Genomic DNA, 22,952 nt, shown 5'->3' with positions numbered 1-22,952 from the left:
TGGTTGGGTGGCCGGGTGGGGGAGCGGGATGGAACAGCCAAGGGAAGCGCGGATGCGCTTCCCACACGCAACAAGGACTCTAGACAAAGGGTTTTCTGCGCCCCATCTGCATCCCCATGCAATCCAAGAACCCCCTCGTCGCTGATTTCGTCAAACTCGCCAACTCGGCAGCCGGTACCTTGGCCGGCATGGGCCGCGAAGCGCGCGATGCGGCGCGGGAGCGGGCGAAGGAAACCCTCGGCGGGATGGACTTCGTCAGCCGCGAGGAGTTCGACGCGGTCAAGATGATGGCCAGCAAGGCCCGCGAGGAAGCGGAAGACCTGAAAGCCCGCGTCGCGGCTCTGGAAGCCAAGGCGAAGTGATCTTCACCCCTGCCACACGGTAGGGGACGAGAATGCACCTTACAGCCCCTGCCATACTGCTTGCCGCGCGCCCGCATGGCGAGACGGCGGTGATCGCACGCATGCTGACCGAGCAGAGCGGCGTGGTCGCGGCCTATGTCGCGGGTGGTCGCGGGCGGCAACTCCGGCCGGTCGTGATCCCCGGCAATATCGTGCAGGCCGAGATCCGCGCGAAGTCGGACAACCAGCTGCCCTTCGCCCGGCTGGAGCTGGTGACGAGCCGCGGGCCGTGGCTGTCCGAGCCGCTCCCCTCCGCCGCTATTGCCTGGATCACTGCGTTGACCGCCGCCGTGCTGCCGGAGCGCAACGCCTATCCCACGCTCTACGCGGCGCTCGGCGGGTTGCTCGAGGCGATCTGCTCTGCGGATGCTGCGCGGCAATGGGTGGAGGCGCTGGCGGTCTATGAGGCGCTATTGCTGCGCGAGCTGGGCTATGGTGGAGAGCGGCCCGCGATAGCCGACCTTGGGCAGGCCTTGGAAATTCTCGACCGCCAGGAGCCGTTGATCGCGCGCTACCTGCTTGCCGACACCCGCGCCGACGTTCTAGCCGCAAGGCAGCTCTTGAGGCAGCGGCTGGCACGGATGGTGGAATGAAGATTGCGATTTTTCCCGGCGACGGGATCGGACCCGAAGTGACTGCAGAGGCGCGGCGCGTGCTCGATGCGCTCGACCTGCCGGGGCTGACCTTGTTCGAAGGCGATGTCGGTGCGGTCGCCTATCGCCGCCACGGGCATCCACTTCCCGAAGAAACGCTGGAGATGGCCCGCGCTGCCGACGCCGTGCTGTTCGGCGCGGTCGGTGATTTTTCCTGCGACGATCTGCCGCGCGAACTGCGGCCCGAACAGGCGATACTCGGCCTGCGCAGCGAGCTCGGCCTGTTCGCGAACCTGCGCCCGGCGGCGGGCTTTCCGGGCCTCGAGCACCTGTCCTCGCTCAAGCCCGATGTCGCCCGCAGCATCGACTTGCTGGTAGTGCGCGAACTCAATGGCGACGTTTATTTCGGCGAAAAGGGCGAGCGCGGCAGCGCCGGCGGGCGCGAGGGCTGGGACGCCATGTCCTATAACGAGGCCGAGGTGCGCCGCATCGCGCATGTCGCCTTCCGTGCTGCCATGGGGCGCAGCAAGCGCCTGACCAGCGTCGACAAAGCGAACGTCCTCGAAACCAGCCGCATCTGGCGCGAGACGGTGATCGAGGTGGCGAAGGACTATCCCGACGTCGAACTCGACCACATGTATGTCGACAATGCTGCGATGCAGCTGGTGAAATCGCCCAGCCAGTTCGACACGATCGTCACCGGCAATCTCTTCGGCGACATATTGTCGGACCAGGCCAGCGCCTGCGTCGGCTCCATCGGCCTGCTCGCCAGCGCCAGCCTGGGGGAGCGGCAGACGGAGTACGGCACTTTCGGCCTCTACGAACCGATCCACGGCAGCGCGCCCGATATCGCCGGTGAGGGCAAGGCCAATCCGGTCGCTGCCGTCCTCAGCCTTGCCATGCTGCTACGCCATTCGCTGGGCCGCGAAGAGGATGCCATGCGGGTCGAACGCGCGGTGGAAGGCATCCTTGCGGACGGCGTCTTCGGCGGCGACCTCGGCGGCAGCGCTTCGACCTTGGAGATCGGCGACGCCATTGTTAGGAAGCTGCTAACCATATCTTGAGGATTGGCGGATATTCGCGTCATGCAATGGATATGAACCCGCAAACGCAGCCCGTCGTGGCCGACCGGACCGGACCGCTGGACCTCGCCATCATCCTGCCGACGCTCAACGAGCGCGACAATCTTGCGCCGCTTGTGGAGCGGATCGAGGGCGCGATGGGCGCGAGCGGCTGGGAAGTCCTGATCGTGGACGACAATTCCGCCGACGGCACCAGCGACGAGGCGCGCCGCCTCTCGCTGACCGACAGCCGGGTCCGCGTGATCCAGCGCATCGGCCGGCGCGGGCTCTCGAGTGCCGCGATCGAAGGCTTCTGCGCCACCGCTGCGCCGTATGTCGCGGTGATGGATGCCGACCACCAGCACGATCCCAAGCTGCTTGTGGACATGCTTACCGCAGTCAAATCGGGCGAGGCCGAAGTCGCCGTCGCCAGCCGCTTCGCCGAAGGCGCGAGCATGGAGGAATGGGGCCGTCCCGACCGCGAGAAGCTGTCGAGCGTCGCCAATTTCCTCGCCCGCAAGCTGACCGGTGTGGAGCTCTCCGACCCGATGAGCGGGTTTTTCCTGCTGCCCGCCGAAACCGCGCGGCGCTTAGTACCGAATCTTTCGGGAATCGGCTTCAAGATCCTGCTCGACCTGCTTGCCACTTCGGACACACCGTTCAAGGTGAAGGATTTCCCGATGAATTTCTCCGCTCGCCGCTCCGGCGAATCCAAGCTCGATCGCGCGATTGCGCTCGATTTCCTTGCCGGGCTTTACGACAAGAGCTTCGGCCGCGTGATCCCGACCCGCTTCGCATTGTTCGGCACCGTCGGCGTGCTGGGCATCGGCGTGCACATGGCGATCCTCTACGCTTTCCTGCTGGTCGCAGGCACGGATTTCAGCTGGAGCCAGGCAGTCGCGACCTTCGGGGCGATGACCTTCAACTTCTGGCTCAACAATTTCCTCACCTACCGCGACCGGCGCCTGAAATCGGCAGACAAGGTGTTCTGGGGCTGGCTCAGCTTCATTGCCGCCTGCTCCATCGGCGCCTTCGCCAATGTCGCCGTGGCGACGACCCTGCACGACCGCGGCCTGCACGAAATGCTCGCAGCACTGGTCGGCATCGGCATCGGCTCGGTATGGAACTACGCCCTGTCGAGCCGCTTCGTCTGGGGTAGGTATTGAGTTTTATTTTGTGCGCTATCGACATCCGTCGATAGCTTGATGAACAGCAAGGTCAGGACGGATGTCCTGACCGCACCCCACAAAAATCACCTCCACCCTTCGATCCAGGTCCACACCGCAAAGCTGTTGGGACCTGCCAGCGGCTCGGCAGACAAGATCGAGTAGAACCACGCGAACACCAGCACGCTGCCCACGATCGGGGCGAGGGCGGTCTTGCGCCAGCCGTTGCGCCACAGCGCGTCGCAGGCGAGCGCCAATGCGGCCAGCAGCGGGAAGCTCGACAGCGAATAGTGGTAGTAGAACTGGATCGGCTTGGCGGCGACGATCCAGAAGCCGAGGCTCACTGTATAGAGGATCACCACGCCGAGCGCGGCCCAGTTGCGGCTGAGCAGGCCGTGGAACAGGCACCACGCCAGCCCGGCCAGGCCAAGGTACATCGTCAGCGGATTGCCGATCAGCATGATCCCGCGCTGCACGCCGTCCACCGGCTCGTAGAGATACCAGATCGAGCGCGCGTTCAGCACCCAATCCTGCCAAGTCGACTGGTAAGGATGCGATTTCAGCACCTGCGTCTGCAGATCGAGCATGAACCGGTGGTGGAACACCAGCCCCTCGGTGATCGGGTTCACGGTGAAACGATAGGCCGGGAGGAACGTCGCCGCATAGACCAGCAGCGGTATTATACCGAGCCACAGCGCCGCCTCCACCAGCGTGATGCCGGGCACCGGCGCGCCGCGGCGGCTGAGGAGCAGGCGGCGGCGGCCGGCCAGCGCGCGAGCGATCAGGAAGGTCAGTCCCGGTAGTGTGGCGACGACCAACGCGTTCCACTTCGATCCCATCGCCAGGCCCAGTGCAATGCCGGTCAGCGCCAGCCGCCAGCGGCCCTGTTCGGGCTGGCGGATCGCGGCGGCGAACTGCCATGCGGCCACGCTAAGGAAGGCGAGGTAAAATATGTCGAGCATCGCGATGCGCGCATGCACGAACAGGTGAAATCCGGTCGCCAGCAACACGCCGTAGGTCAGCGTCGCGAAGCGGCTGCATGTCGCAAACCTCAGTGCGCGCATGTTGGCGAACAGCGCGAGCGTGCCGAACAGCGTCGGCAGCAGGCGCCAGCCCCAGGGAGTGTCGCCAAACAGCGCGATGCCGAGCGCGATCAGCTCCTTGCCGACCATCGGATGCTCGCGATTGGTGAATTCGCCCAGCACCAGCAGCTCGCGCGCGGCGGGCAGGTAATGGACCTCGTCGAAATAGGCGTGCGGGACGACCGTCAGGAACGGCAGCGTCGCCAGCCAGAATGCCAGCGCCAGCGCGCCGCACCAGCGCAAGGGATCGACGGGTTGCTCGGGCGCGCGGCTCATCGCGCGAGGGCTTAGGCAGAGGCCCGTGCCCCGACAAGCGCGTTCACGAAGTTGTGCGCGACTCCAGCCAGAACAGGCGCGCGACCATCGCAAGGAGGCCGATACTGGCTGTCGCGACGACAAACAGGATCCACAGCGGGACCTTCATGCCCTGCGCTCTCGCCCGCGGCAAAACCAGGAAGACGGCCACGCCCAACGCGAAAAGCAGGTCCCACCAAACCTGTACACCCCACAGATTGCTCGTGTGGTTGAGCCAGACGGCATCACGCCCTCGGTCGCAATCGTGACGGCTGTGAAGGCACCGAAGGCGGCCGAGAGCATGGCTGCCAGGATCGGGCTGCCGGTCTTTTCGTGGCTGGCCAGCATGTAGCCGAGCGCGGCGAGGACGGCGACGAGCCCCCCGATAAAAAGAGCAATATACGGCGTCATGACGGCAGGCTCCCGAGTCGAGTGTAGCGAGTGCTACACTTGTAGCGTGTTGTAGCGCTCGCTACAAGCGTCGCCATGCCGCCTGCCCGGATGTCTCGCGAAACGCTGCTGCCGCTGCTTGCCAGCCATGTGATGGAGCATGGGCTCGCCGCCGCCTCGCTTCGCCCGCTTGCGAGCGCGGCGGGCACCAGCGACCGGATGCTGCTCTACCACTTCGGCAACAAAGAAGCTCTGGTCGCCGCTCTCCTCGAATATCTGGCCGGCATGTTCGCCAATGCGCTCGATACCGCCTTTCCGCAGGAGCGTGCACCATCGCGGCGTGCCTGTGCGAAGACGGTGTATGAGATTACCGGCAGGCCTGAATTCGCGCCTTTTCTTCGCGTCTGGTGGGACATCGTCGCCGGGTGCTCGAACAACAATGCAGCCTATTTCGACCCAGCAGGAGGGATCATGGACGTATTGCTCGCCTGGGTGGTCGACCATCTGCCGGAGAGCGACCCCGACCCACAGGCCGGTGCGCGCGCAGTCATGACCGTGATCGAGGGGGCGCAAATGCTGCGGTCTGTCGGACGTCCCGATGTCGGCGAAGCGGGGCTTGCCGCGCTGGAAGGCTGACCCGCTTGCCGCGCCGCTCGCCTATGCTATCGCGCGGCCTATGAAGAAGACCACCGGCACCGATCGCTCGATTACCAGCAAGTGGCGTCCCGCGACGCAGGCCGTGCGCGGCGGCACCTGGCGCAGCGAGCATGGCGAAACCAGCGAGGCGCTGTTCCTCACCAGCGGCTATACCTACGACGATGCGCAGACCCCCGCCGATCGCTTCGCGGGCGAGATGCAGGGCATGACCTATTCGCGCCTCCAGAACCCGACCGTTGCCATGCTGGAAGAGCGCATCGCGCTGATGGAAGGCGCCGAGGCCTGCCGCGCGCAGGCGAGCGGAATGGCGGCGATGACCACCGCGCTGCTGTGCCAGTTGTCGGCGGGCGATCACGTGGTCGGCGCGCGCGCGGCCTTCGGCTCGTGCCGCTGGCTGCTCGATCATCTGCTTCCGCGCTTCGGCATCGAGACCAGCGTGATCGACAGCGCCGACGACGATGCTTGGGAAGCGGCGATCAAGCCGAACACCAAGGCGTTCTTCTTCGAGACACCCGCCAACCCCACGCTCGACGTGGTCGATGTCGCGCATGTCTGCGGCGTTGCCAAGGCGCATGGGATCACCACCGTGGTCGACAATGCCTTCGCCACCAGCGCACTTCAGAAGCCGATGGAATATGGCGCGGACGTGGTGGCCTATAGCGCGACCAAGCTGATGGACGGGCAGGGCCGGGTGCTCGCCGGCGCGGTCTGCGGATCGCAGGAATGGATCGACGAGGTTCTTCTGCCGTTCCAGCGCAACACCGGCCCCAATTGCGCGCCGTTCAATGCGTGGGTGGTCCTGAAGGGCCTCGAAACGCTCGACCTGCGCGCCCGTCGCCAGAGCGAGAACGCGGTTGCGCTAGGCGCTTTCATCGAGCCGCGCGTGCCGAGAATGCTTCATCCCGGCCTGGCGAGCCATCCTCGCCACGATCTGGCGATGAAGCAGATGGTCGCGACCGGCCCGATCTTCGCCTTTGACGTCGGCGACCGCGCCACGGCCTTCGCCGTGCTCGACGCGCTCGACCTGGTCGATATCTCCAACAATATCGGCGATGCGCGCAGCCTGATGTGCCATCCCGCGAGCACGACCCACGCCAATATGGGCGAAGACGGCCGCGCCGCGATGGGGGTGACCGAGGGGCTGCTGCGGATCAATGTCGGGCTGGAGGATGTCGAGGATCTCAAAGAGGACCTCGACCGTGCGCTTTCTGCGGCGGGACTTTAGCCCCCGCGCCAGCCTTTGCGCGCGGCCAGCGCGCTGAGTTCCTCTCCGAGCGCTTGCGCTGCCGAGCGAGCGCGGTGGCAGGGCGCATCTTCGGTCAGCGCGGCATAGGTGGCGAGATCGGCATTGCGCAGCAGGTCGACCATCAGCCCCTCGTCCCGCGTCATTCCAGTCGCGCAGCATGGCGCGAGCGTGAGTGTCCGGCGCGAGGATCGTGCGAGTTCGACGACGAAGCACCGAGCCAGCACCAGCAAACGGCGAAATCCGCTCCCCGCTACGTTCAATGCCAGCATTGCCGCACGCGAGTCGTCGGGGCCTGCCATGGCCATGCGCCTGACGAGAACCAGCGCCAGCGACAATTCGCGGTGGGCAGGCAGTGGCAGGTCGAGCGCGGGCGCGGTGGATCGGTGGGTCATCGCAAATTCCTCCTTCGGTCTGCGATAATATGCTATTGCAAATCATTCGCAAGTTGAAAGGTGCGCGGTGTCGGGTATTTCTCGCCTTCTCCCTGGTCGATGCTCAGTCTGTCGGCGCGGGCATCATGTCGAGCGTCGTCATGCTGCCCTCGAAAAACTCCATCAGCACTGGCAGCCGATAGGCGCGGCGCAGGGCGTCGCAATGCGAAAGCGCATCTTCGACCACGCCCTCCTTCTTGGAGTCGCCCATCATCAGGTAGACCGCCCAGGAGCGCGAGGGTGAGCCGCCTTCGCCCTGTAAAGTCGGTAATAGTTTGCGCGCGATCAGCCCGCCCTGTTCGCGGCGCGCCATGAATTCCTCATGCGAGACCGGCGCATCGTAGCGCACTACCACCGGCACATCCTTCGCCCGGTCGCCGAGCGGCGGCGGGCGGATCGGGTCGGAGCCGGTGACCACGATTTCGTATATGAGAGGCGGAGGAGCGTCCGGCAGGGCCTCGCCCGGACGCGGCTGGAAATCGTAGCCGACGCCGGCATAGGCGAGGCGGCCTGACAGGTTCTCTCGCGCCCACCGACTCAGCCAAAGACTGTCGGAGCTAACCTCGCGCAAGCGTGACCTTACCTCGGGCTGCTCCGTCCAGGCAGGACGCTCGATCTCCCGCGCGCGGCACGGCTGGCCGGGCACTTCGGCAAAGGCGGACATTTCGAGCATTCGCTCCAACTCGGGAGGATAATCGGGAGTGCCAACCGCGGCGGCTACCTTTGGCGGGCCTTCTACAGCGCTTTGCGTCGGCGTTTCGGCCGGGGAAGTTTCGGTCGGCGCGCAGGCCCCGATCATGCTAGCACTTGCTGCGACAAGGCCGAGCCGCACCCAAGTCATTTTGCTTCAGTTCCCTTCGTCGATCCCGGATCCCAGCGTTCGGTGAACGGGCGACTGACCACCAACAACAAAAATACGATGACGGAGACGATCGCGCCCAGCCACAATTCGCCCATGCCGCAGACGAGGCCGATTGCCCCGGCGCACCAGATCGATGCGGCAGAGCCTGCGCCCTGCACGTAATTGCCTTCGCGAAACATTGCGCCTGCGCCGATAAAGCCGATGCCGGTGATGACCCCTTCGATGACCCGGGTCGGGTCGATCTGCGCCTGGCTGTCGTTGCTCGATTGCAGCAGTTCGATCGAACCGATCAGCAGCCCGCAGGCGGCCACCGAGATGATGACGAAGGGCCGGAAATCGATCGGTTTTTTGTGAAAGAACCGCTCGAGGCCGACGATCAGGGGAAACAGGGTCGCGGCCCCCAAACGCCAGGCGACATCGAACCAGCTGAGCGACGACGGGTGCAACATGTCTGTCATAAACAGGGCAACGTTGCGCGTTGCTTTCGTTTCCGCCTAAGTCACGGTGCGAAAGGCAGGAAACCGCATGACCCGCACCATCGAATACATCCTCGATCTCGCCGCGCCGAACGGGTATCTCGCGTGGTACCCGCTCAAGGCCATTGCCGAGCGGACCGGGGCGGAGCTTGTGGTCACGCCCGTATTTCTCGGCGGGATGCACAAGCTGACCGGCAATGCTCCGCCGATGTTCCGGGACAAGGACGTCAAGGGTAAGGTTCCCTACGCCGCGCTGGAATTCCAGCGCTTTCTCGACCGGCACGGTATGAGCGAGTTCCGGATGCATCCGGCGCTGCCGTTCAATTCGATCCTGCTCCAGCGCATCCTCGTCGCCGCGCAGGGCGAAGACGAGCGGCGTGCGCTGGTGGATGCCTTGCAGCCTGCCGTGTGGGAGCGGAATATCGATTGCGGCGATGTCGAGGTGGTGCGCGCAGTGCTGGAGGACGGCGGGTTCGCGGCGGATCGCCTGCTCGCCGCGACGCAGAAGGCCGAGATCAAGCAAAGGCTGATCGACAACACCAGCCACGCCGTCGAGCGCGGCGCCTTCGGCATCCCGACGGTCTTCGTCGGCGAGGAAATGTGGTTCGGAAAGGAACGCCTCGGGCAGATCGAGGACTATCTTTCGGGCGGAAAGCCCTGAATCAGAGCGCTAGCAGCGTAGCGCTGGCAAGAGTCAGCGGTGCCAACCATACCGTCGCGAGCCCGCTCTGTTCGCGCACAAGGCGCTGGATGAATGCGAATACCATCGAAACTGTCCCGTTGCTTCGGTCGTCCGACCCCTCGGACTGCTGTAACGTAACCATGCGGAACTTAGCGCTCCCTCTCGCAATGCGGTAAATCGAAATTAACCTTTCGCGCGAACTCCGCATGGAGGATAACTGCCGCTTTTCCGCGGCTAAAGGGTTGCACAGCGCTCCCCGCGCATTACGTTGGAGCGGTGATCAAGGAGCTTTTCCAGCATGCCGCCACGACCGACGGGATTACCGTCCGGGTCGCGGTGAACTTCCTGCCCGAACAATCGCAGCCCGAAGCGGGCAAGTGGTTCTGGGTCTATCACATCCGCATCGAGAACGGCTCGCACGAGCGCGTCCAGCTGATGACCCGCCACTGGCGTATCACCGACGGGCGCGGCATGGTTGCGCATGTCGATGGCGAGGGCGTGGTCGGCGAGCAGCCGGTGCTGCACCCGGGCGAAAGCCACGATTACGTCAGCGGCTGCCCGCTGGAGACGCCGCATGGGTCGATGGAGGGCTTCTACACCTTCCATGCCGAAGACGGCTCGCCGCTCGAAATCCGCATCCCGTTCTTCCCGCTGGCGGCGCCTGCCACGGCGGATTGAGGCTCACGACACTTCGGTCACCCGCTGTGGGCGTGACATTTCCATCAAATACTTAGTTCGGAATATGGCCTCGTTTGAGGCGTGCGTCCTATTCTGGTAAGTGGCGTTTGCACTGGCGGCATCGTACCGTCGTGTTCGAACGTAATCGGATATGGAGGATCAGGACTTGCCATCATATACCTTACAATTCGAGAATGACTCGGGCGGGGAACCGAGAAAAGTCGAGTTTGAAGCAGACAACGCGTCGGCGGTTTTGTCCGCGCTCTCCGAGGAGCGAGATCTCAGGCATGTGAAGGTTTGGGAGGATGGCAATCTGCTGGGTGACGTCATGAGAGACCGATCGGGCGTCTGGCACCTCGACGATTGAGGTTTCCCGCATAACTGCCGCGAAATCGGAAATCTCGCTCTCTTGATTTTCGACCGGACTCAGAGACAGGGATCGCCTCTTCACGCAGCCATGTACCCTATTACCCCACCGCAACCCTGGCTTCTAGCCCGAGCCAGTCGGCCAGCCTTTCAAGCTCCGTTTCAACCGGCCCCGCCGCCAGCGCCGCGCGTTCCGGATCGAGCTGCAGGACTAGCGATCCGTTCTCGCGCCGTAGCGCGCTGTGCGACAGGCTTTCGCGGGTGCCTGCACCGAGCCGTTGCGCCAGCCGCAGGCCGAGCCCCCAGGTCATGCCCTCGCGCAGGTCGTCGTCGCTGGCGAGGTCGCGCAGGCGATCGGGCAGTTCGGTGCGGCCGAGCGAGCCGACCAGTGCAGCGCAGATCATCGCGCGGCCGCGGGGGCTGAGGTCGATCCAGCGCTTGTCGAGCGACCATTCGACTGCGTTTTTCAGCCGGAGGTTCGGCTCCACCCGGCGCAGCGAGGCGGCAAGCTGCGCGGCGGCGATCCGCTTGCGTTCATCACCGGGCCGGGATTTCTCGACCAGATCGGCGGTCCAGGCCGAAACCAGCGTGGCGTCGATCACATGACTGTCGCGCGCGGCAGCGAAAGCGCCGACACCGGCCAGCAGGGGGTCGCGCGCCTGCTGGGCCGCATCGAGCCGCGCATAGAGCAGCCCTTCGCGAATGCCCCAGCTTGAAAAGACAAGCTCTTCCGGCTCGAACTCCGCCAGCAGCGGTCGCAGCAGGGCCGCGGCATCGGGCAGATACTCGGACCGCATGCTGGAGATGCCGCTGATGTTCGACAGCTTCTCCGGTTTCGCCTCGACCAGCTCGCCCGCCATGCGATCGGCATCTTCGACCGACAGGACAAAGCCGTGCGGATCGTCGAGCGGGTAGTCGAGCTCGCGCATCGCGTAGGCCGCCAGCGCGCGCCAGGTGCCGCCGATCATGTACATCGGTCCGGAATGGTCCGCGGCCCAATCGACGTCGTTGATAGAGCTCCTCACCCGATCTTCGAACCTATCCGCCGCGCGAAATGCGGGAAGGCGCAGGGTGCCGAAAGGCAGGGAGATGGCATCGTGGCACGCGTTCTGCCCGATGGAGACCAGTTCGAGGCTGCCCCCGCCGAGATCGGCGACCACGCCATGCGAGCCGGGAAAGGCACCCAATGCGCCATGCGCGGAGATGCGAGCCTCTTCCTCGCCGCTCAGCAGGCGCGGTTCCAATCCCAGATCGGCCACGGCCGACAGGAATTCCGGCCCGTTTTCGGCATCGCGTGGAGCGGCGGTCGCGACGGTCTGCACATCCTCGATGCCGAGGTCGCGGATGATCAGCGCGTAGCGGGCGAGGGCTGCCAGCGCCTCATCCTCCGCCTCCCGAGGAATTAGCCCGGTTTCCGACAGGTCGCGCCCGAGCCGCGCGGCGACCTTCTCGTTCCAGACCGTCTCGGGCGCGCGCTTGCTGCCTTCGTAGATTACCAGCCGGACGGTGTTCGATCCGATGTCGATCACTGCGCGCGGCGGTTTAAGCAGGCGCGCGGCGGCCCCGCGCTTGCGGTTCACGTGTGCTCGCCCTTCAGGGTGAGGCGGGGGACGTCATGGGCCTTCAGCGCATTGCCGCGGCCCGACAGGGATGGGTTTTCCATAAAATATTCGTGGCAGTTGAAGCCTTCTTCGCCAACCCGCATCCGCTCGTATTGCCCATCCGCACCCAGCCGCCAGCTGCGCTCGGTATCGAGGATATTGGCCAGCATCACCTGTTCGACCAGCTGGTCGTGCACGGTCTTGTTGGTGACCGGCACCATCACTTCGACGCGGTGTTCCAGATTGCGGCTCATCGCATCGGCGCTGGTGATCCAGACGTCGGCCTTCTTGCTCGGCAGGTCTGCGCCATTGGCAAAAGCCCACATGCGGCTGTGTTCGAGGAAGCGGCCGATGATCGACTTGACGCTGATATTGTCCGAGAGGCCGGGCACGCCAGCGCGCAGGCTGCAGATGCCGCGCACCACCAGCACGATCTCCACCCCGGCGGCGCTTGCTTCATAGAGCTTGTCGATCACGCCCTGGTTGGTGATCGAGTTCATCTTGGCCCAGATGCCCGCCGGCTTGCCCTTGGCGGCATTGGCGATCTCGCGATCGATCAGTTCGTAGAGCTTGTCCTGCAAGCCGATGGGCGAGATGGCCAGCTTTTCCAGATCGGTCGGCTCGATATAGCCGGTGACGAAGTTGAACATCTTCGCAGCGTCGCGCCCCAGGGCAGGGTCGGCGGTGAAATAGCTGAAATCGGTATAGATGCGCGCGTTGACCGGGTGGTAATTGCCCGTGCCGAAATGGCAGTAGGTGGCATAGCCGTCCTCGTCGCGGCGCACGACCAGGCTGACCTTGGCGTGGGTCTTCCATTCGGTGAAGCCGTAGATCACCTGTACCCCGGCGCGCTCCAGCTCGGTCGCCCATTGCAGATTGCGCTCTTCGTCGAAGCGGGCCTTCAGTTCGACCACGGCGGTCACGGCCTTGCCGTTTTCCGCCGCCTCGATCAGCGCGGCGATCACCGGCGACTGGTCGCCCGCGCGATAGAGCGTCTGCTTGATCGAGACGACCGCCGGATCGCGCGCCGCCTGGCGCAGGAAATCGACCACCACTTCGAAGCTTTCGTAGGGGTGGTGGATGACGATGTCCTTCTCGCGAATGGCGGAGAAGCAATCGCCGTCATGCGCCAGAATGCGTTCGGGATAACGCGGACTGAAGGGCGTGAACTTGAGATCGGGGCGCGGTTCGCTGCACACGGCGGCAAGGTCTGCCAGACCCAGCATGCCGCTGGTCTTGACGGTCATCTGCTCGTCGACTTCGAATTGCTCGCGCAGCAAAGCCTCGGCGACCTCGTCGCATTCGTCGTCCAGCTCCAGCAGCACCACATTGCCGCGGCGGCGGCGCTGGATGGCGGTACGGAAAAAACGAACGAGGTCCTCGGCCTCCTCCTCGACCTCGATATCGCTATCGCGCAGCACGCGGAACAGCCCGTCGCCGAGGATCTTGAAACCGGGAAACAGCAGTTCGGCGAATTCCACCACCAGCTGCTCGATGGAGACGTAGATCGCCTTCTCGCCCGGCACGCGGACGAAGCGGGGCGCGGCGGTGGGGATGAGGACCATCTCCATCAGGTCCGCCTTGCGCTTGCCGCGTTTCAGCCGGAAGATCACGCCAGCGCCGAAATTGGCGACGAAGGGGAAGGGGTGGCTCGGGTCGATCGCCTGCGGCGTGATCAGCGGCAGGATGTCGCTTTCGAAATAGTCGCGCAGCCAGCCTTTCTGCGCCTCATCGAGATCCTCGAAGGTCGCGATCCAGATGCCTTCCAGCGCGAGCAGGCGGCGTAGATCGTCCAACACACGCTGCTGGCGCACGACCAGCGCGCCCATCTGCTCGCGTATTGCCTCCAGCTGCTGTTGCGGATCGCGGCCGTCGATGCCCAGCGTCTCCAGCCCACGGCTCGCCTGGCCTTCCAGCCCAGCAACGCGGATCATGACGAATTCGTCGAGATTGCTGGCGCTGATCGAGAGGAAGCGAAGCCGTTCGAGGAGCGGGAAGGCCTCGTTCTCCGCTTCCGCCAGCACGCGGCGATTGAAGCTCAGCCAGGACAGCTCGCGATTGACGTAGCGCGTCTCCGGCGTGTCGAACCGCACAGGCGCTTCGGGCGCGGGATCGGGCGTGACGTCGTCGTTCATGGCGAGCGGGGTCTTCGGCATTCCCACTGTGTGCCGCATGTTGCAGCCCTGTGACAAGCTTCTCGCGAACCGCAGCGACTTGTGCGGCAGCGCAGCATTGCCTAAGTCGCCTGCCTGATGAAGCGCACGCACCTGCCCCTGAACGCCTTGCGCGTCTACGATGCCGCCGCGCGGCACCTCTCGTTCACCCGCGCCGCGGACGAGCTGGCGGTGACGCCCGCCGCCGTCGGCCAGCAGATTCGCGCGCTCGAGGATCACCTCGGCACGGTATTGTTCCGCCGCACGAGCAAGGGGCTGGAGCTGACGCAGGAAGGTGCGGCCGGGCTCGATGCGCTGCGTGAAGGCTTCCTCAAGTTCGAGGAAAGCGTGTCCGCCATGCAGGCGGGGCAGGCGAACGACAGCTATACCATCGCCGTGCCGCGCGAATTCTATGCGCAGTGGCTGGCGCCGCGGCTGGCGAAATACACGGCCGAAAACCCCGACATCAGCTTCACCTTCGTGCCCGACGAGAATGCCGATTTCACCGAGGTCAATCTCGACTTCGCGATCCGGCTGGTGGACGGGCCGGGCGATCTGCAGGGCGTCGAACTCGCCGCCGCGCGCCGCGTAACGGTGGCCGCACCCGGTGCGCCCGATCGCTGGATCGACTGGGGCCTGCCGCTGCAGGACGGCCAGCCGGCGCATGTCACGGTGAGCAACGCCGGGCAGGCGCTGTCCTCCGCAATGGCAGGGCTGGGCCGGGCGATCCTGCCCGAACTGCTGGCCAAAGACGCGATCGAGGCCGGGCGGCTGGAACTGCTCGACGGGCCGGAACCGGGCACGCGCGCCTACTGGCTGGTCGCCCCGACGCCGCAATGGCGCACCAAGAAGGTCAAGGCCCTCGTCGCCTTCCTGACATCCTAGTTTTTCGCAGCCGCATCCGCGGTTGCGTCCTCGCTAGACGTGCAGCAAGCTGCACCCGCTGCGGGTGCGTGGTCACGCTTGCCTCGGCTGGTGCCTCGGTTATCACCGCGCGCCATGACCGATGCCCAATTGCAGACCGAGCGCTTCACCCTGCGCCCCTTGCGCGCAGGCGACGAGGAGGCGCTGTTCCCCACGCTGAGCGACGAGGCGCAGTGCCTCTATCTCTCACGTCCAGCCTTCGCCTCGGCGGAGGAGCTGTGGGGCTGGCTCGCCGCACCCGACTGGCCGGGGCGCACCTGGATCGCGGAGGATGGTGAGGGCCGGGTGGCGGGCCGCTTCGTCGCCGTGCCAGCTCACGAGGAGGGCGTGCTGGAGATCGGCTACATCACCTGCATCGACCGGCAGGGCGAGGGCGTCGCGCGTGAATGCACCGCCGCGCTGGTCGACCACCTGCTGGACACCGGCACCCGCAAGCTCATCGCCGAGGTGGATGTCGATAACACCCCCTCGACCCGCCTGCTCGAACGGCTCGGTTTCACCCGCGAGGCGCTGTTTCGCGGGCACGAGACCACGCACAAGGGCCTGTGCGACGTCGCGATCTACGGCCTGCTCGTCTCCGACCCCAGATCGTCGAAGTAGGCGAACACGTCCGCCAGCCCCGGCGGGTCCGTTTCCCCGCGCAGCTTGGCGAGCGCCGGGGCGACCTCCAGCCGGTACTCCGTCTCCGGCCCCTGGCTCCCCACACGCTCCGCCCCCAGTTTGCGGATGAAGCTGCGCGCCGCGTCGTTTTCCGCCAGCACATGTGCGCTGAACGCATCGACCGCCTCGTCCGCTGCATCCAGCAGCAGCGTCGCCGTCAGCAGCCGCCCGAGGCCGAGCCCGTGATACGCATCCACCACGCCGACCGAGAACTCCATCACCCGGTCGGCCGCATCGGGCCGCATCGCATGGACCACCGCCATCGCTGGCTCCTCCGGGTCCGACAGGTCGATCGCCCCCCAGGCAAGGTGGAGCGTGCCGTCGGCATCCAGCAGCCGCTCGATCACCCAGTCGGGCGGGCTCGCCGCGCCGGAGAAGAAGCGCAAATATCGCGAGCGCGGGCTCATCCGCGCGATCCCGGCGCGCAGCCGCGCCTCGTCGGCGGGCGTCACCGTGCGGATGCAGATCGCCCGCCCGTCCTCCAGCTGCGTCTGGATCGAGCCATCGCCGCACGCGCCGGTCCAGCGCCGTCCGCTGCTCTGGCCGCTATCTTGCCTCTGCGTCATCGCGCACTCCCTACAAACCGCTTGCCGTGCGAGCAGGCAAGGTAGGGCCTTTCCCGCAGCCGCGCCAGAGTGGCCACGGTTGGCGACGAGCGCGTCAGACCAGCCCTCCCTCCGCCAGCACCTCGTCGCGGATGTTCTCGTAGAGCGGGTGGCCGGGGACGATCAGGCGCATATCCTCGCGATACTGGCCGCGATAGGCGAGGATGAAACACAATAGCGAATTGGCCCGCGGATTGGAGAACCCCTCGGCCAGCGCCCGCTCCATCGCGCAGTCCTCCAGCCGTCACACGCCGTATTCGACCGCCTCGTCCCACGCCGCCTCGAACCCTTCCGCCCCGGGCAGCTTCCGCAGCTTGTAGAGCGCCTCCATGCTCTTCCCGATGGAGCGGGCGGCCTGCACGACGATCCCGGTCGCCGCCAGCGTGGCGACGAAGCGCCGCTGGAGATCGGGCGTGATCGAATTGCGGCGCGGCCGCTTGTGGAGATAGGGGTTGAAGGCGAGGAGCGGATCGTCCTCCTCCGGCAGGTCGGAGGTGTAGGCGACGGCGGAGGTCGCCTGGCGAGGAGTGGCGCGGGTAGGGGTGGGGTGGTCTGACAAGAAACGGTCCCTCTCTCTATCTGGCGAACTGACCGAGCCGCAGGCGAGGCAAGGGCGACCGCCCGCCCGAGCCTTTGCGAGGAAGCCAAGCGACGCGGATGCGTCGCGCCCGGCGTTTGAGGGACTAGAACAAAAAACCGCGAAGTAGGAAAACGCTTTCGTCCCTACGCTCCGCCTCCCTTAAGCCACGCCAGCGCACCTGCTGCCATCCCCTTGAACTTGGGCCAGCCGTCGGGCTCGTCCGCCAGCGGCGCGCAGGCCAGCGCGGTACCGTCTGGCAATTGCCACTTGATCCGGTGATAGAGTTTGGAGCGGGTGAGGTCGGACCGCACCAGCCAGAGGCCCTCGGCCAGCGGATGCGCATCGCTATGCAGGTCGAGCGGCTCCGCAGGCGCGGCCCCCGGTTCGTGCCAGATCAGATAGAGCGAGGTGTCGTCGGCCATGCCGCCGTCTTAGCCCGCCATCCCGAATGTTAGTGCCAGCAGCACGAAGCCGACCAGCCCAGCGATGAAGATCGTCCGATTGCGGCGCTTGGTCAGGATGATCTCCGCCCCGCGCGCCTTGTCGGCATCATGGTGGATGGGTTCGTCGTTTCGGTCCTCTGGTATGGGCATGGCGTTCTCCTTGCCTAACCAACGAGTGAGGGGCGGGGGGTGGTTCCGATGGCACATAGGCATGCTTTCCTCGGAAGTCCCAGCAGTTGGGGAACGAAAACAAAACTGCGAAGTAGCAAAAGGCTTTCGTTTCTACGGACCGCGCCACTGCTTAAGATGCGAAGAAGGATTAGCGAACGCTCGAAAAATCGCATCTGAGGATTCGAATGAATCGCAAGACTGAGGCGTCCTTTTCGCCCGCTAAATCTTTTCCAAAGATTCAATTTTGGGCTTGCGCAGTGTGTCAGCATAGCTTTCTCCGCGCTTCGCGGCTCCAGTGAAGTGCGCACCTGCGAAAACCGCGCAAAACTTAGCCAGCAAATCATCATTCACCCTCTTGCGGAAGAGTCCCGGCTGATTCAGTATCTAATGGTCGGGCTGCCGGGGGTGCCTAGTAGCCCGACTTCGAGCCGGGGTGTGGGTAAAAAGAGGATAAGTATCTCTTCGACCCCTTATCTTCGGTGCTACGAAGAAACTGGCAACATCCGCTGAGTCCAAATCAGGGGGTGGGGGACACAAGTTCCAAGCCTTGCTAAGCGGTTGGACCTTACGAAAGGTCGTTACGGATAGCTTGTCGTCCCCTGCCATCCTTCTACTCACACTGAATTCCTCTAGGCAATAACCTTGGCGAAGGAAATTTGGTGCGGCCGCCTGCGAAATTACGCAGTTCCTATTGCAACCCGCACCCCACACCCCACATAACACTCAGCTACCAGTCGCGATCGACGGTCCCGAGGGCCAGTTGCCCTCCCTTCTTTCCATTTCGCCTTCTAGCCAGCGCGCACAAGCGGTCGCTGATGAACGCCTGCGCGAAACCGAAGGAACACTTTCATGTCCCATTACGGCAACATCAAGAGCTACGATTCCGGCAAGGGTCGCGGCACGATCACTCCGGAAAAGGGCGGCGACGCGCTGCATTTCGTGAAGGCGGATCTCCAGCAGGAAGCAGCCGAACCAAAGGTCGGCCAGCGTTATGGCTACCAGACCCGCCAAGTCGGCGGCGGCGAGCCGCAGGCGACCGACCTGCGCCAGCAGGAACAGGACGAAGCGCAAGGTTCGCAAGACGTTCAGCGCGATCAAGCCAGTCAACAGCAGGGCTGATCGCTAAGGGGGCCCGGGCGCCTGTCCCAAGCAGTGCCCGGGCCTTTCCCGCTTCCCGTTCCCATCTTTCGCAAGGGCGACCCGTCATGGATCTCAACGAACTTCTGCACGCGCATCAGGTGGCCGTCATGCGTGCAAGCGCCGATGGTGACGATGCCACGCGCGACGATCACTACGCCAAGGTCGCCGAATATGCGGAGCGGGTTCGCCGCCTGCGCGACTGGCGCAACCTGCCCCAGCCCGAGCGTCTTGCCGAGCAATCGGAAACGATTATCTACGGCACATATGCCGGTAACCCTTCGCAGCCGGCAGCCGACGAGGCGGTCGGCGACTGGGAGGACGAGGGCGGGGCGCTGAACCCGCCGCAGGTCACGGCGGTGCCGGACGGCATATCGACCAGGGTGGTGCGTCACTATCACGTGGGATCCTACGTCTATCAGGACCTCGACCTTGCAGTGGCGGAACACCTGCGCCAGCTCTCGGCGGACAACGACATGGGCAAAGGCACGGACAACGACCCCGCGGGTTGACCAATCGACCCATTCCCCCTAAGTGCGCGGCCATCCGGTGTTGGATTCGTCCACCGTCGGTCAGATAGAGCTGAACATTGCCGGTCATGTCCCGGGGCCTGGTGCGTCATGCACTCGGGCTCTTTTCTATTGCGGCGGGGGTATCCTTCTCGCCGGTGGGCAGCCGTCAAAGTAACCCGGTGGCCGTGGGGCCGGTGGGTGGAGTGTTTCAGCTTAGACGTCATTCCAGCGCAGGCTGGAATCTCGTGCCGCGGGCCCAGCGCTTGCGGAGAGCGATCCCAGCTTTCGCTGGGATGACGGGCTAAGCGAACATTTCATCTTCAACCCCAAGTCGCCGCCATCACACGGTGAAGAGAGAACTCATGCCGACGATCAACCAGCTGGTCCGCAAGGGCCGCGTTCCGCAGAAGGCCAAGTCCAAGGTCCCTGCGATGGAGCAGAACCCGCAGAAGCGCGGCGTTTGCACCCGCGTCTATACGACGACCCCGAAGAAGCCGAACTCGGCTCTGCGTAAAGTTGCCAAGGTCCGCCTGACCAACCAGCGCGAAGTCATCTCCTACATCCCGGGCGAAGGCCACAACCTGCAGGAACACAGCGTCGTGCTGATCCGCGGCGGCCGTGTGCGCGACCTTCCCGGCGTGCGCTACCACGTGCTGCGCGGCGTGCTCGACACGCAGGGCGTGAAGGACCGCAAGCAGTCGCGCTCGAAGTACGGCGCGAAGCGGCCCAAGTAAGTAGGAGTCTTTGTAGGGTGCGGTCATCACATCCGTGATGACCTCTGTGCCAGCCCGTCTCCCCCTCCCGACCACCCATGGGATTGTCCGATAGGATGGTCGGGAGAGGGAGCCGGGCCGACACAGACCCGAAGAGATAAGTTTCAACGCGGATGCGGTCCGATCCCCCTCCCGGCTACCCTATCGAGGTAGTCTCTGGGTGGCCGGGAGGGGGAGCGGGCCGGAGCCGCAAGGCGGAACGGATGTTCCGCCGCACTCCAAGGGAGTTTTAAACATGTCACGTCGTCGTCGTCCCGAGAAGCGGGAGATCCTGCCTGATCCGAAGTTCGGTGATCAGGTCCTGTCGAAGTTCATGAACAACCTCATGCTCGACGGTAAGAAGGCCGTTGCCGAAGGTATCGTGTATACCGCGCTCGACACGGTCGAAGCCAAGGCCAAGGCCAATCCGGTCGAGCTGTTCCATGCAGCGCTCGACAACATCAAGCCGCAGGTCGAAGTGCGCAGCCGCCGTGTCGGCGGTGCGACCTACCAGGTGCCGGTCGAGGTTCGTCCCGAGCGTGCCCAGGCCCTCGCGATCCGCTGGCTGATCACCGCTGCGCGCGGCCGTCCGGAGACCACCATGGCCGCACGCCTGTCGGGCGAGCTGATGGATGCGTCGAACAACCGCGGCAACGCCGTCAAGAAGCGCGAAGACACGCACCGCATGGCGGACGCGAACCGCGCCTTCTCGCACTACCGCTGGTAAGCGGGAGAGTTTCGGGCCCTTCGCACCGCTCAGCCTGAGCCTGTCGAAGGGTCTCGAAACTGTCGCACTAATCCCTACATGGGGGCGGAGTTAGCTCACCCCCGACTTACGAGGAATTTTCACATGGCCCGCGAATATCCGCTGGAGCGGTACCGCAATATCGGCATCATGGCCCACATCGATGCCGGCAAGACCACCACGACCGAACGCATCCTCTACTACACCGGCAAGTCCTACAAGATCGGCGAAGTCCACGACGGCGCCGCGACCATGGACTGGATGGAGCAGGAGCAGGAGCGCGGCATCACCATCACGTCGGCGGCGACCACGACCTTCTGGTCGGCCGAAGACGGCGAAGGCCCCAAGCACCGCATCAACATCATCGACACCCCCGGCCACGTCGACTTCACCATCGAAGTCGAACGCAGCCTGCGCGTCCTCGACGGCGCGGTCGCCGTGTTCGACGGAGTTGCCGGTGTTGAACCGCAATCCGAAACCGTCTGGCGCCAGGCCGACAAATACGGCGTCCCCCGGATGTGCTTCGTGAATAAATTGGACCGCACCGGCGCCGACTTCTACTACTGTGTGCAGTCGATCATCGACCGCCTCGGCGCGAACCCGCTGGTCCTCTATCTCCCGATCGGCGCGGAAAGCGACCTTCAGGGCGTGGTCGACCTCGTGAACATGCGCGGCATCGTGTGGCAGGCTGAAGACCTCGGCGCGAAGTTCGACTATGTCGATATCCCCGCCGACATGGCCGACAAGGCTGCCGAATATCGCGAAAAGCTGGTCGAGACTGCCGTCGAGCAGGACGACGACGTAATGGAACAGTACCTGGAGGGCAACGAGCCCGACGCGGCGACGCTCAAGCGTCTTATCCGCAAGGGTACCATGAACCGTGATTTCGTGCCCGTGCTGTGCGGCTCGGCGTTCAAGAACAAGGGGGTGCAGCCCCTGCTCGACGCTGTGGTCGATTACATGCCGAGCCCGCTCGACGTCCCGGCCATCAAGGGCGTGCTGCCCGACAGCGACGAAGAACAGACCCGTCCGTCGTCGGACGATGCGCCCTTCGCTGCGCTGGCCTTCAAGATCATGAACGACCCGTTCGTTGGATCGCTCACCTTCACCCGCATCTATTCGGGCCAGCTGTCTAAGGGCAGCGTCCTGAACTCGGTGAAGGAGAAGAAGGAAAAGATCGGCCGCATGCTGCTGATGCACTCGAACAACCGCGAGGACATCGATGAGGCATTCGCCGGCGACATCGTCGCGATCGCAGGTCTTAAGGAAACGACGACCGGCGACACGCTGTGCGACGCGTCCAAGCCGATCATCCTCGAGCGCATGGAATTCCCCGAGCCGGTCATCGAGCTGTCCGTGGAGCCCAAGACCAAGGCCGACCAGGAAAAGATGGGCGTCGCCCTCAACCGCCTGGCCGCCGAGGATCCGAGCTTCCGCGTCACCACCGACCACGAAAGCGGACAGACGATCATCAAGGGCATGGGCGAGCTTCACCTCGACATCCTCGTCGATCGCATGAAACGCGAATTCAAGGTCGAAGCCAATGTCGGCGCACCGCAGGTCGCTTACCGCGAATACCTCGGCAAGCCGGTGGACGTGGACTACACCCACAAGAAGCAGTCGGGTGGTTCGGGCCAGTTCGGCCGCGTCAAGGTCAAGGTCACTCCGGGTGAGCGCGGCCAGGGCTTCGTGTTCGAAGACGAGATCAAGGGCGGTAACATTCCGAAGGAATACATCCCGGCCATCGAGAAGGGCTTCCGCGAGCAGGCCGAAAGCGGCCACCTCGTCGGCTTCCCGATCATCGACTTCACCGTGAACCTGTACGACGGTGCTTACCACGACGTCGACTCGAGCGCGATCGCGTTCGAAATCGCCGGTCGCGGTGCGATGCGCGAAGTGGCCGACCGGGCCGGCATCAAGCTGCTCGAGCCGATCATGAAGGTCGAGGTCGTGACGCCCGAGGATTACCTCGGCGACGTCATCGGCGACCTCAACTCGCGTCGTGGTCAGATCCAGGGCACCGACAGCCGCGGCAATGCCCAGGCGGTCGAAGCCAACGTGCCGCTCGCGAACATGTTCGGTTACGTGAACGAGCTGCGTTCGTTCACCCAGGGCCGCGCACAGTACTCGATGCAGTTCAGCCACTACGACGAAGTTCCGGCGAACGTGGCTCAGGAAGTCAAGGAGAAGCTTGCCTAAGGCAGCATCTCCGTCTAGGGGCGGCGCCTGATTCCGCGGGCGCCGTTTCCAACCCGCAGAAATTCACTTTCAGATTAGAGGTTAT

At 64.6% G+C, this 22,952-nt stretch carries 27 protein-coding genes; 15 read left to right on the top strand and 12 right to left on the bottom strand.

The features are described 5' to 3' along the window. The first annotated feature begins 116 nt into the window (after positions 1-116). Genes ACSH0F_RS08165 through ACSH0F_RS08150 form a run of 4 tightly spaced genes read left to right on the top strand, consistent with a single transcriptional unit; the run spans position 117 to position 3,221 of the window. Positions 117-362 carry an accessory factor UbiK family protein gene (locus ACSH0F_RS08165; protein WP_435201653.1) on the top strand — a complete coding sequence of 82 codons (246 nt, stop codon included), beginning with the start codon at positions 117-119 and terminating at the stop codon, positions 360-362. A 32-nt stretch (positions 363-394) separates the two neighbouring features. Continuing rightward, positions 395-994 carry a DNA repair protein RecO gene (gene recO, locus ACSH0F_RS08160; protein WP_435201651.1) on the top strand — a complete coding sequence of 200 codons (600 nt, stop codon included), beginning with the start codon at positions 395-397 and terminating at the stop codon, positions 992-994. Beyond that, the gene (gene leuB / locus ACSH0F_RS08155) at positions 991-2,058 is read left to right on the top strand and encodes a 3-isopropylmalate dehydrogenase (protein ID WP_435201649.1); all 1,068 of its coding nucleotides are present in this window, start codon (positions 991-993) and stop codon (positions 2,056-2,058) included. The genes recO and leuB overlap by 4 nt, the downstream gene beginning before the upstream one ends. Positions 2,059-2,090: 32 nt before the next feature. Beyond that, complete coding sequence (locus ACSH0F_RS08150) at positions 2,091-3,221, top strand: glycosyltransferase family 2 protein (protein ID WP_435201647.1); 1,131 nt, start codon at positions 2,091-2,093, stop codon at positions 3,219-3,221. A gap of 86 nt (positions 3,222-3,307) precedes the next feature. On the opposite strand, the gene ACSH0F_RS08145 is transcribed toward ACSH0F_RS08150, so the two are convergent. Continuing rightward, a complete protein-coding gene (locus ACSH0F_RS08145; RefSeq protein ID WP_435201645.1) occupies positions 3,308-4,579 on the bottom strand; it encodes a phospholipid carrier-dependent glycosyltransferase in 1,272 nt (423 codons plus the stop codon). A 144-nt stretch (positions 4,580-4,723) separates the two neighbouring features. Further along, on the bottom strand, positions 4,724-5,008 hold the full coding sequence (locus ACSH0F_RS08140) for a hypothetical protein (RefSeq protein WP_435201643.1): 285 nt from the start codon (positions 5,006-5,008) through the stop codon (positions 4,724-4,726). A 90-nt stretch (positions 5,009-5,098) separates the two neighbouring features. Here ACSH0F_RS08140 and ACSH0F_RS08135 point away from each other — a divergent pair, with 90 nt between their 5' ends. Both ACSH0F_RS08135 and ACSH0F_RS08130 read left to right on the top strand, forming a co-directional pair. Beyond that, entirely contained in the window at positions 5,099-5,623 is a 525-nt protein-coding gene (locus ACSH0F_RS08135; protein WP_435201641.1) for a TetR/AcrR family transcriptional regulator, read from the top strand. A 40-nt stretch (positions 5,624-5,663) separates the two neighbouring features. Further along, positions 5,664-6,869: a trans-sulfuration enzyme family protein gene (locus ACSH0F_RS08130; protein WP_435201639.1), complete on the top strand. Its 1,206-nt coding sequence runs from the start codon at positions 5,664-5,666 to the stop codon at positions 6,867-6,869. Here the strand turns inward: ACSH0F_RS08130 and ACSH0F_RS08125 are convergent. From ACSH0F_RS08125 to ACSH0F_RS08115, 3 genes are all read right to left on the bottom strand, one after another. Further along, the gene (locus tag ACSH0F_RS08125; RefSeq protein WP_435201637.1) at positions 6,866-7,282 is read right to left on the bottom strand and encodes a DUF6628 family protein; all 417 of its coding nucleotides are present in this window, start codon (positions 7,280-7,282) and stop codon (positions 6,866-6,868) included. The two genes, ACSH0F_RS08130 and ACSH0F_RS08125, sit on opposite strands and share 4 nt — an antisense overlap. Before the next feature lie 103 nt (positions 7,283-7,385). Further along, complete coding sequence (locus ACSH0F_RS08120) at positions 7,386-8,162, bottom strand: hypothetical protein (protein ID WP_435201635.1); 777 nt, start codon at positions 8,160-8,162, stop codon at positions 7,386-7,388. Continuing rightward, positions 8,159-8,641, bottom strand: a complete 483-nt coding sequence (locus ACSH0F_RS08115) for an MgtC/SapB family protein (protein ID WP_435201633.1) — start codon at positions 8,639-8,641, stop codon at positions 8,159-8,161. The genes ACSH0F_RS08120 and ACSH0F_RS08115 overlap by 4 nt, the downstream gene beginning before the upstream one ends. A gap of 67 nt (positions 8,642-8,708) precedes the next feature. On the opposite strand from ACSH0F_RS08115, the gene ACSH0F_RS08110 reads away from it, so the two are divergent. Beyond that, positions 8,709-9,320: a 2-hydroxychromene-2-carboxylate isomerase gene (locus ACSH0F_RS08110; protein ID WP_435201631.1), complete on the top strand. Its 612-nt coding sequence runs from the start codon at positions 8,709-8,711 to the stop codon at positions 9,318-9,320. Positions 9,321-9,620: 300 nt separating this feature from the next. After that, the gene (gene apaG, locus ACSH0F_RS08105; protein ID WP_278328812.1) at positions 9,621-10,019 is read left to right on the top strand and encodes a Co2+/Mg2+ efflux protein ApaG; all 399 of its coding nucleotides are present in this window, start codon (positions 9,621-9,623) and stop codon (positions 10,017-10,019) included. A 467-nt stretch (positions 10,020-10,486) separates the two neighbouring features. Here the strand turns inward: apaG and ACSH0F_RS08100 are convergent, their stop codons facing one another. Next, entirely contained in the window at positions 10,487-11,965 is a 1,479-nt protein-coding gene (locus tag ACSH0F_RS08100) for a Ppx/GppA phosphatase family protein (protein WP_435201629.1), read from the bottom strand. After that, complete coding sequence (locus ACSH0F_RS08095; protein ID WP_435201627.1) at positions 11,962-14,142, bottom strand: RNA degradosome polyphosphate kinase; 2,181 nt, start codon at positions 14,140-14,142, stop codon at positions 11,962-11,964. The genes ACSH0F_RS08100 and ACSH0F_RS08095 overlap by 4 nt, the downstream gene beginning before the upstream one ends. A gap of 96 nt (positions 14,143-14,238) precedes the next feature. On the opposite strand from ACSH0F_RS08095, the gene ACSH0F_RS08090 reads away from it, so the two are divergent. Beyond that, positions 14,239-15,024, top strand: a complete 786-nt coding sequence (locus ACSH0F_RS08090) for a LysR family transcriptional regulator (protein WP_305932928.1) — start codon at positions 14,239-14,241, stop codon at positions 15,022-15,024. A 114-nt stretch (positions 15,025-15,138) separates the two neighbouring features. Then, positions 15,139-15,663, top strand: a complete 525-nt coding sequence (locus ACSH0F_RS08085) for a GNAT family N-acetyltransferase (protein ID WP_435201625.1) — start codon at positions 15,139-15,141, stop codon at positions 15,661-15,663. On the opposite strand, the gene ACSH0F_RS08080 is transcribed toward ACSH0F_RS08085, so the two are convergent. The 5 genes from ACSH0F_RS08080 to ACSH0F_RS08060 all read right to left on the bottom strand — a co-directional run bounded on the left by ACSH0F_RS08080 (position 15,624) and on the right by ACSH0F_RS08060 (position 17,501). Continuing rightward, positions 15,624-16,289 (bottom strand): GNAT family N-acetyltransferase, encoded by a 666-nt coding sequence (locus ACSH0F_RS08080; protein ID WP_435201623.1) that lies wholly within the window; start codon positions 16,287-16,289, stop codon positions 15,624-15,626. The two genes, ACSH0F_RS08085 and ACSH0F_RS08080, sit on opposite strands and share 40 nt — an antisense overlap. Positions 16,290-16,383: 94 nt before the next feature. Further along, positions 16,384-16,554 carry a hypothetical protein gene (locus tag ACSH0F_RS08075; protein WP_435201621.1) on the bottom strand — a complete coding sequence of 57 codons (171 nt, stop codon included), beginning with the start codon at positions 16,552-16,554 and terminating at the stop codon, positions 16,384-16,386. Positions 16,555-16,572: 18 nt separating this feature from the next. Continuing rightward, positions 16,573-16,887: a hypothetical protein gene (locus ACSH0F_RS08070; RefSeq protein ID WP_435201619.1), complete on the bottom strand. Its 315-nt coding sequence runs from the start codon at positions 16,885-16,887 to the stop codon at positions 16,573-16,575. Positions 16,888-17,051: 164 nt separating this feature from the next. Further along, positions 17,052-17,330, bottom strand: coding sequence for a hypothetical protein (locus ACSH0F_RS08065; protein WP_435201617.1), 279 nt, complete (start codon positions 17,328-17,330; stop codon positions 17,052-17,054). A 9-nt stretch (positions 17,331-17,339) separates the two neighbouring features. Next, complete coding sequence (locus tag ACSH0F_RS08060; protein WP_435201615.1) at positions 17,340-17,501, bottom strand: hypothetical protein; 162 nt, start codon at positions 17,499-17,501, stop codon at positions 17,340-17,342. Positions 17,502-18,371: 870 nt separating this feature from the next. Between ACSH0F_RS08060 and ACSH0F_RS08055 the strand changes: the two genes are divergently transcribed. From ACSH0F_RS08055 to fusA, 5 genes are all read left to right on the top strand, one after another. Then, positions 18,372-18,641 carry a cold-shock protein gene (locus ACSH0F_RS08055; RefSeq protein ID WP_435201613.1) on the top strand — a complete coding sequence of 90 codons (270 nt, stop codon included), beginning with the start codon at positions 18,372-18,374 and terminating at the stop codon, positions 18,639-18,641. Between the two features lie 86 nt (positions 18,642-18,727). Next, a complete protein-coding gene (locus tag ACSH0F_RS08050; protein WP_435201611.1) occupies positions 18,728-19,171 on the top strand; it encodes a hypothetical protein in 444 nt (147 codons plus the stop codon). 362 nt (positions 19,172-19,533) lie between these two features. After that, positions 19,534-19,905 carry a 30S ribosomal protein S12 gene (gene rpsL, locus ACSH0F_RS08045; RefSeq protein ID WP_006831873.1) on the top strand — a complete coding sequence of 124 codons (372 nt, stop codon included), beginning with the start codon at positions 19,534-19,536 and terminating at the stop codon, positions 19,903-19,905. 274 nt (positions 19,906-20,179) lie between these two features. Then, positions 20,180-20,650, top strand: coding sequence for a 30S ribosomal protein S7 (gene rpsG / locus ACSH0F_RS08040; RefSeq protein ID WP_278328288.1), 471 nt, complete (start codon positions 20,180-20,182; stop codon positions 20,648-20,650). Between the two features lie 123 nt (positions 20,651-20,773). Beyond that, positions 20,774-22,867, top strand: a complete 2,094-nt coding sequence (gene fusA / locus ACSH0F_RS08035; protein ID WP_435201608.1) for an elongation factor G — start codon at positions 20,774-20,776, stop codon at positions 22,865-22,867. Positions 22,868-22,952: the final 85 nt, after the last annotated feature.

Origin of the sequence: Qipengyuania sp. 902, from assembly GCF_051195295.1 — a bacterium.
Classification (GTDB): Bacteria; Pseudomonadota; Alphaproteobacteria; order Sphingomonadales; family Sphingomonadaceae; genus Qipengyuania.
Note: the sequence above shows the minus strand (reverse complement) of the source record. Positions and strands in the feature narration are given on the sequence as shown.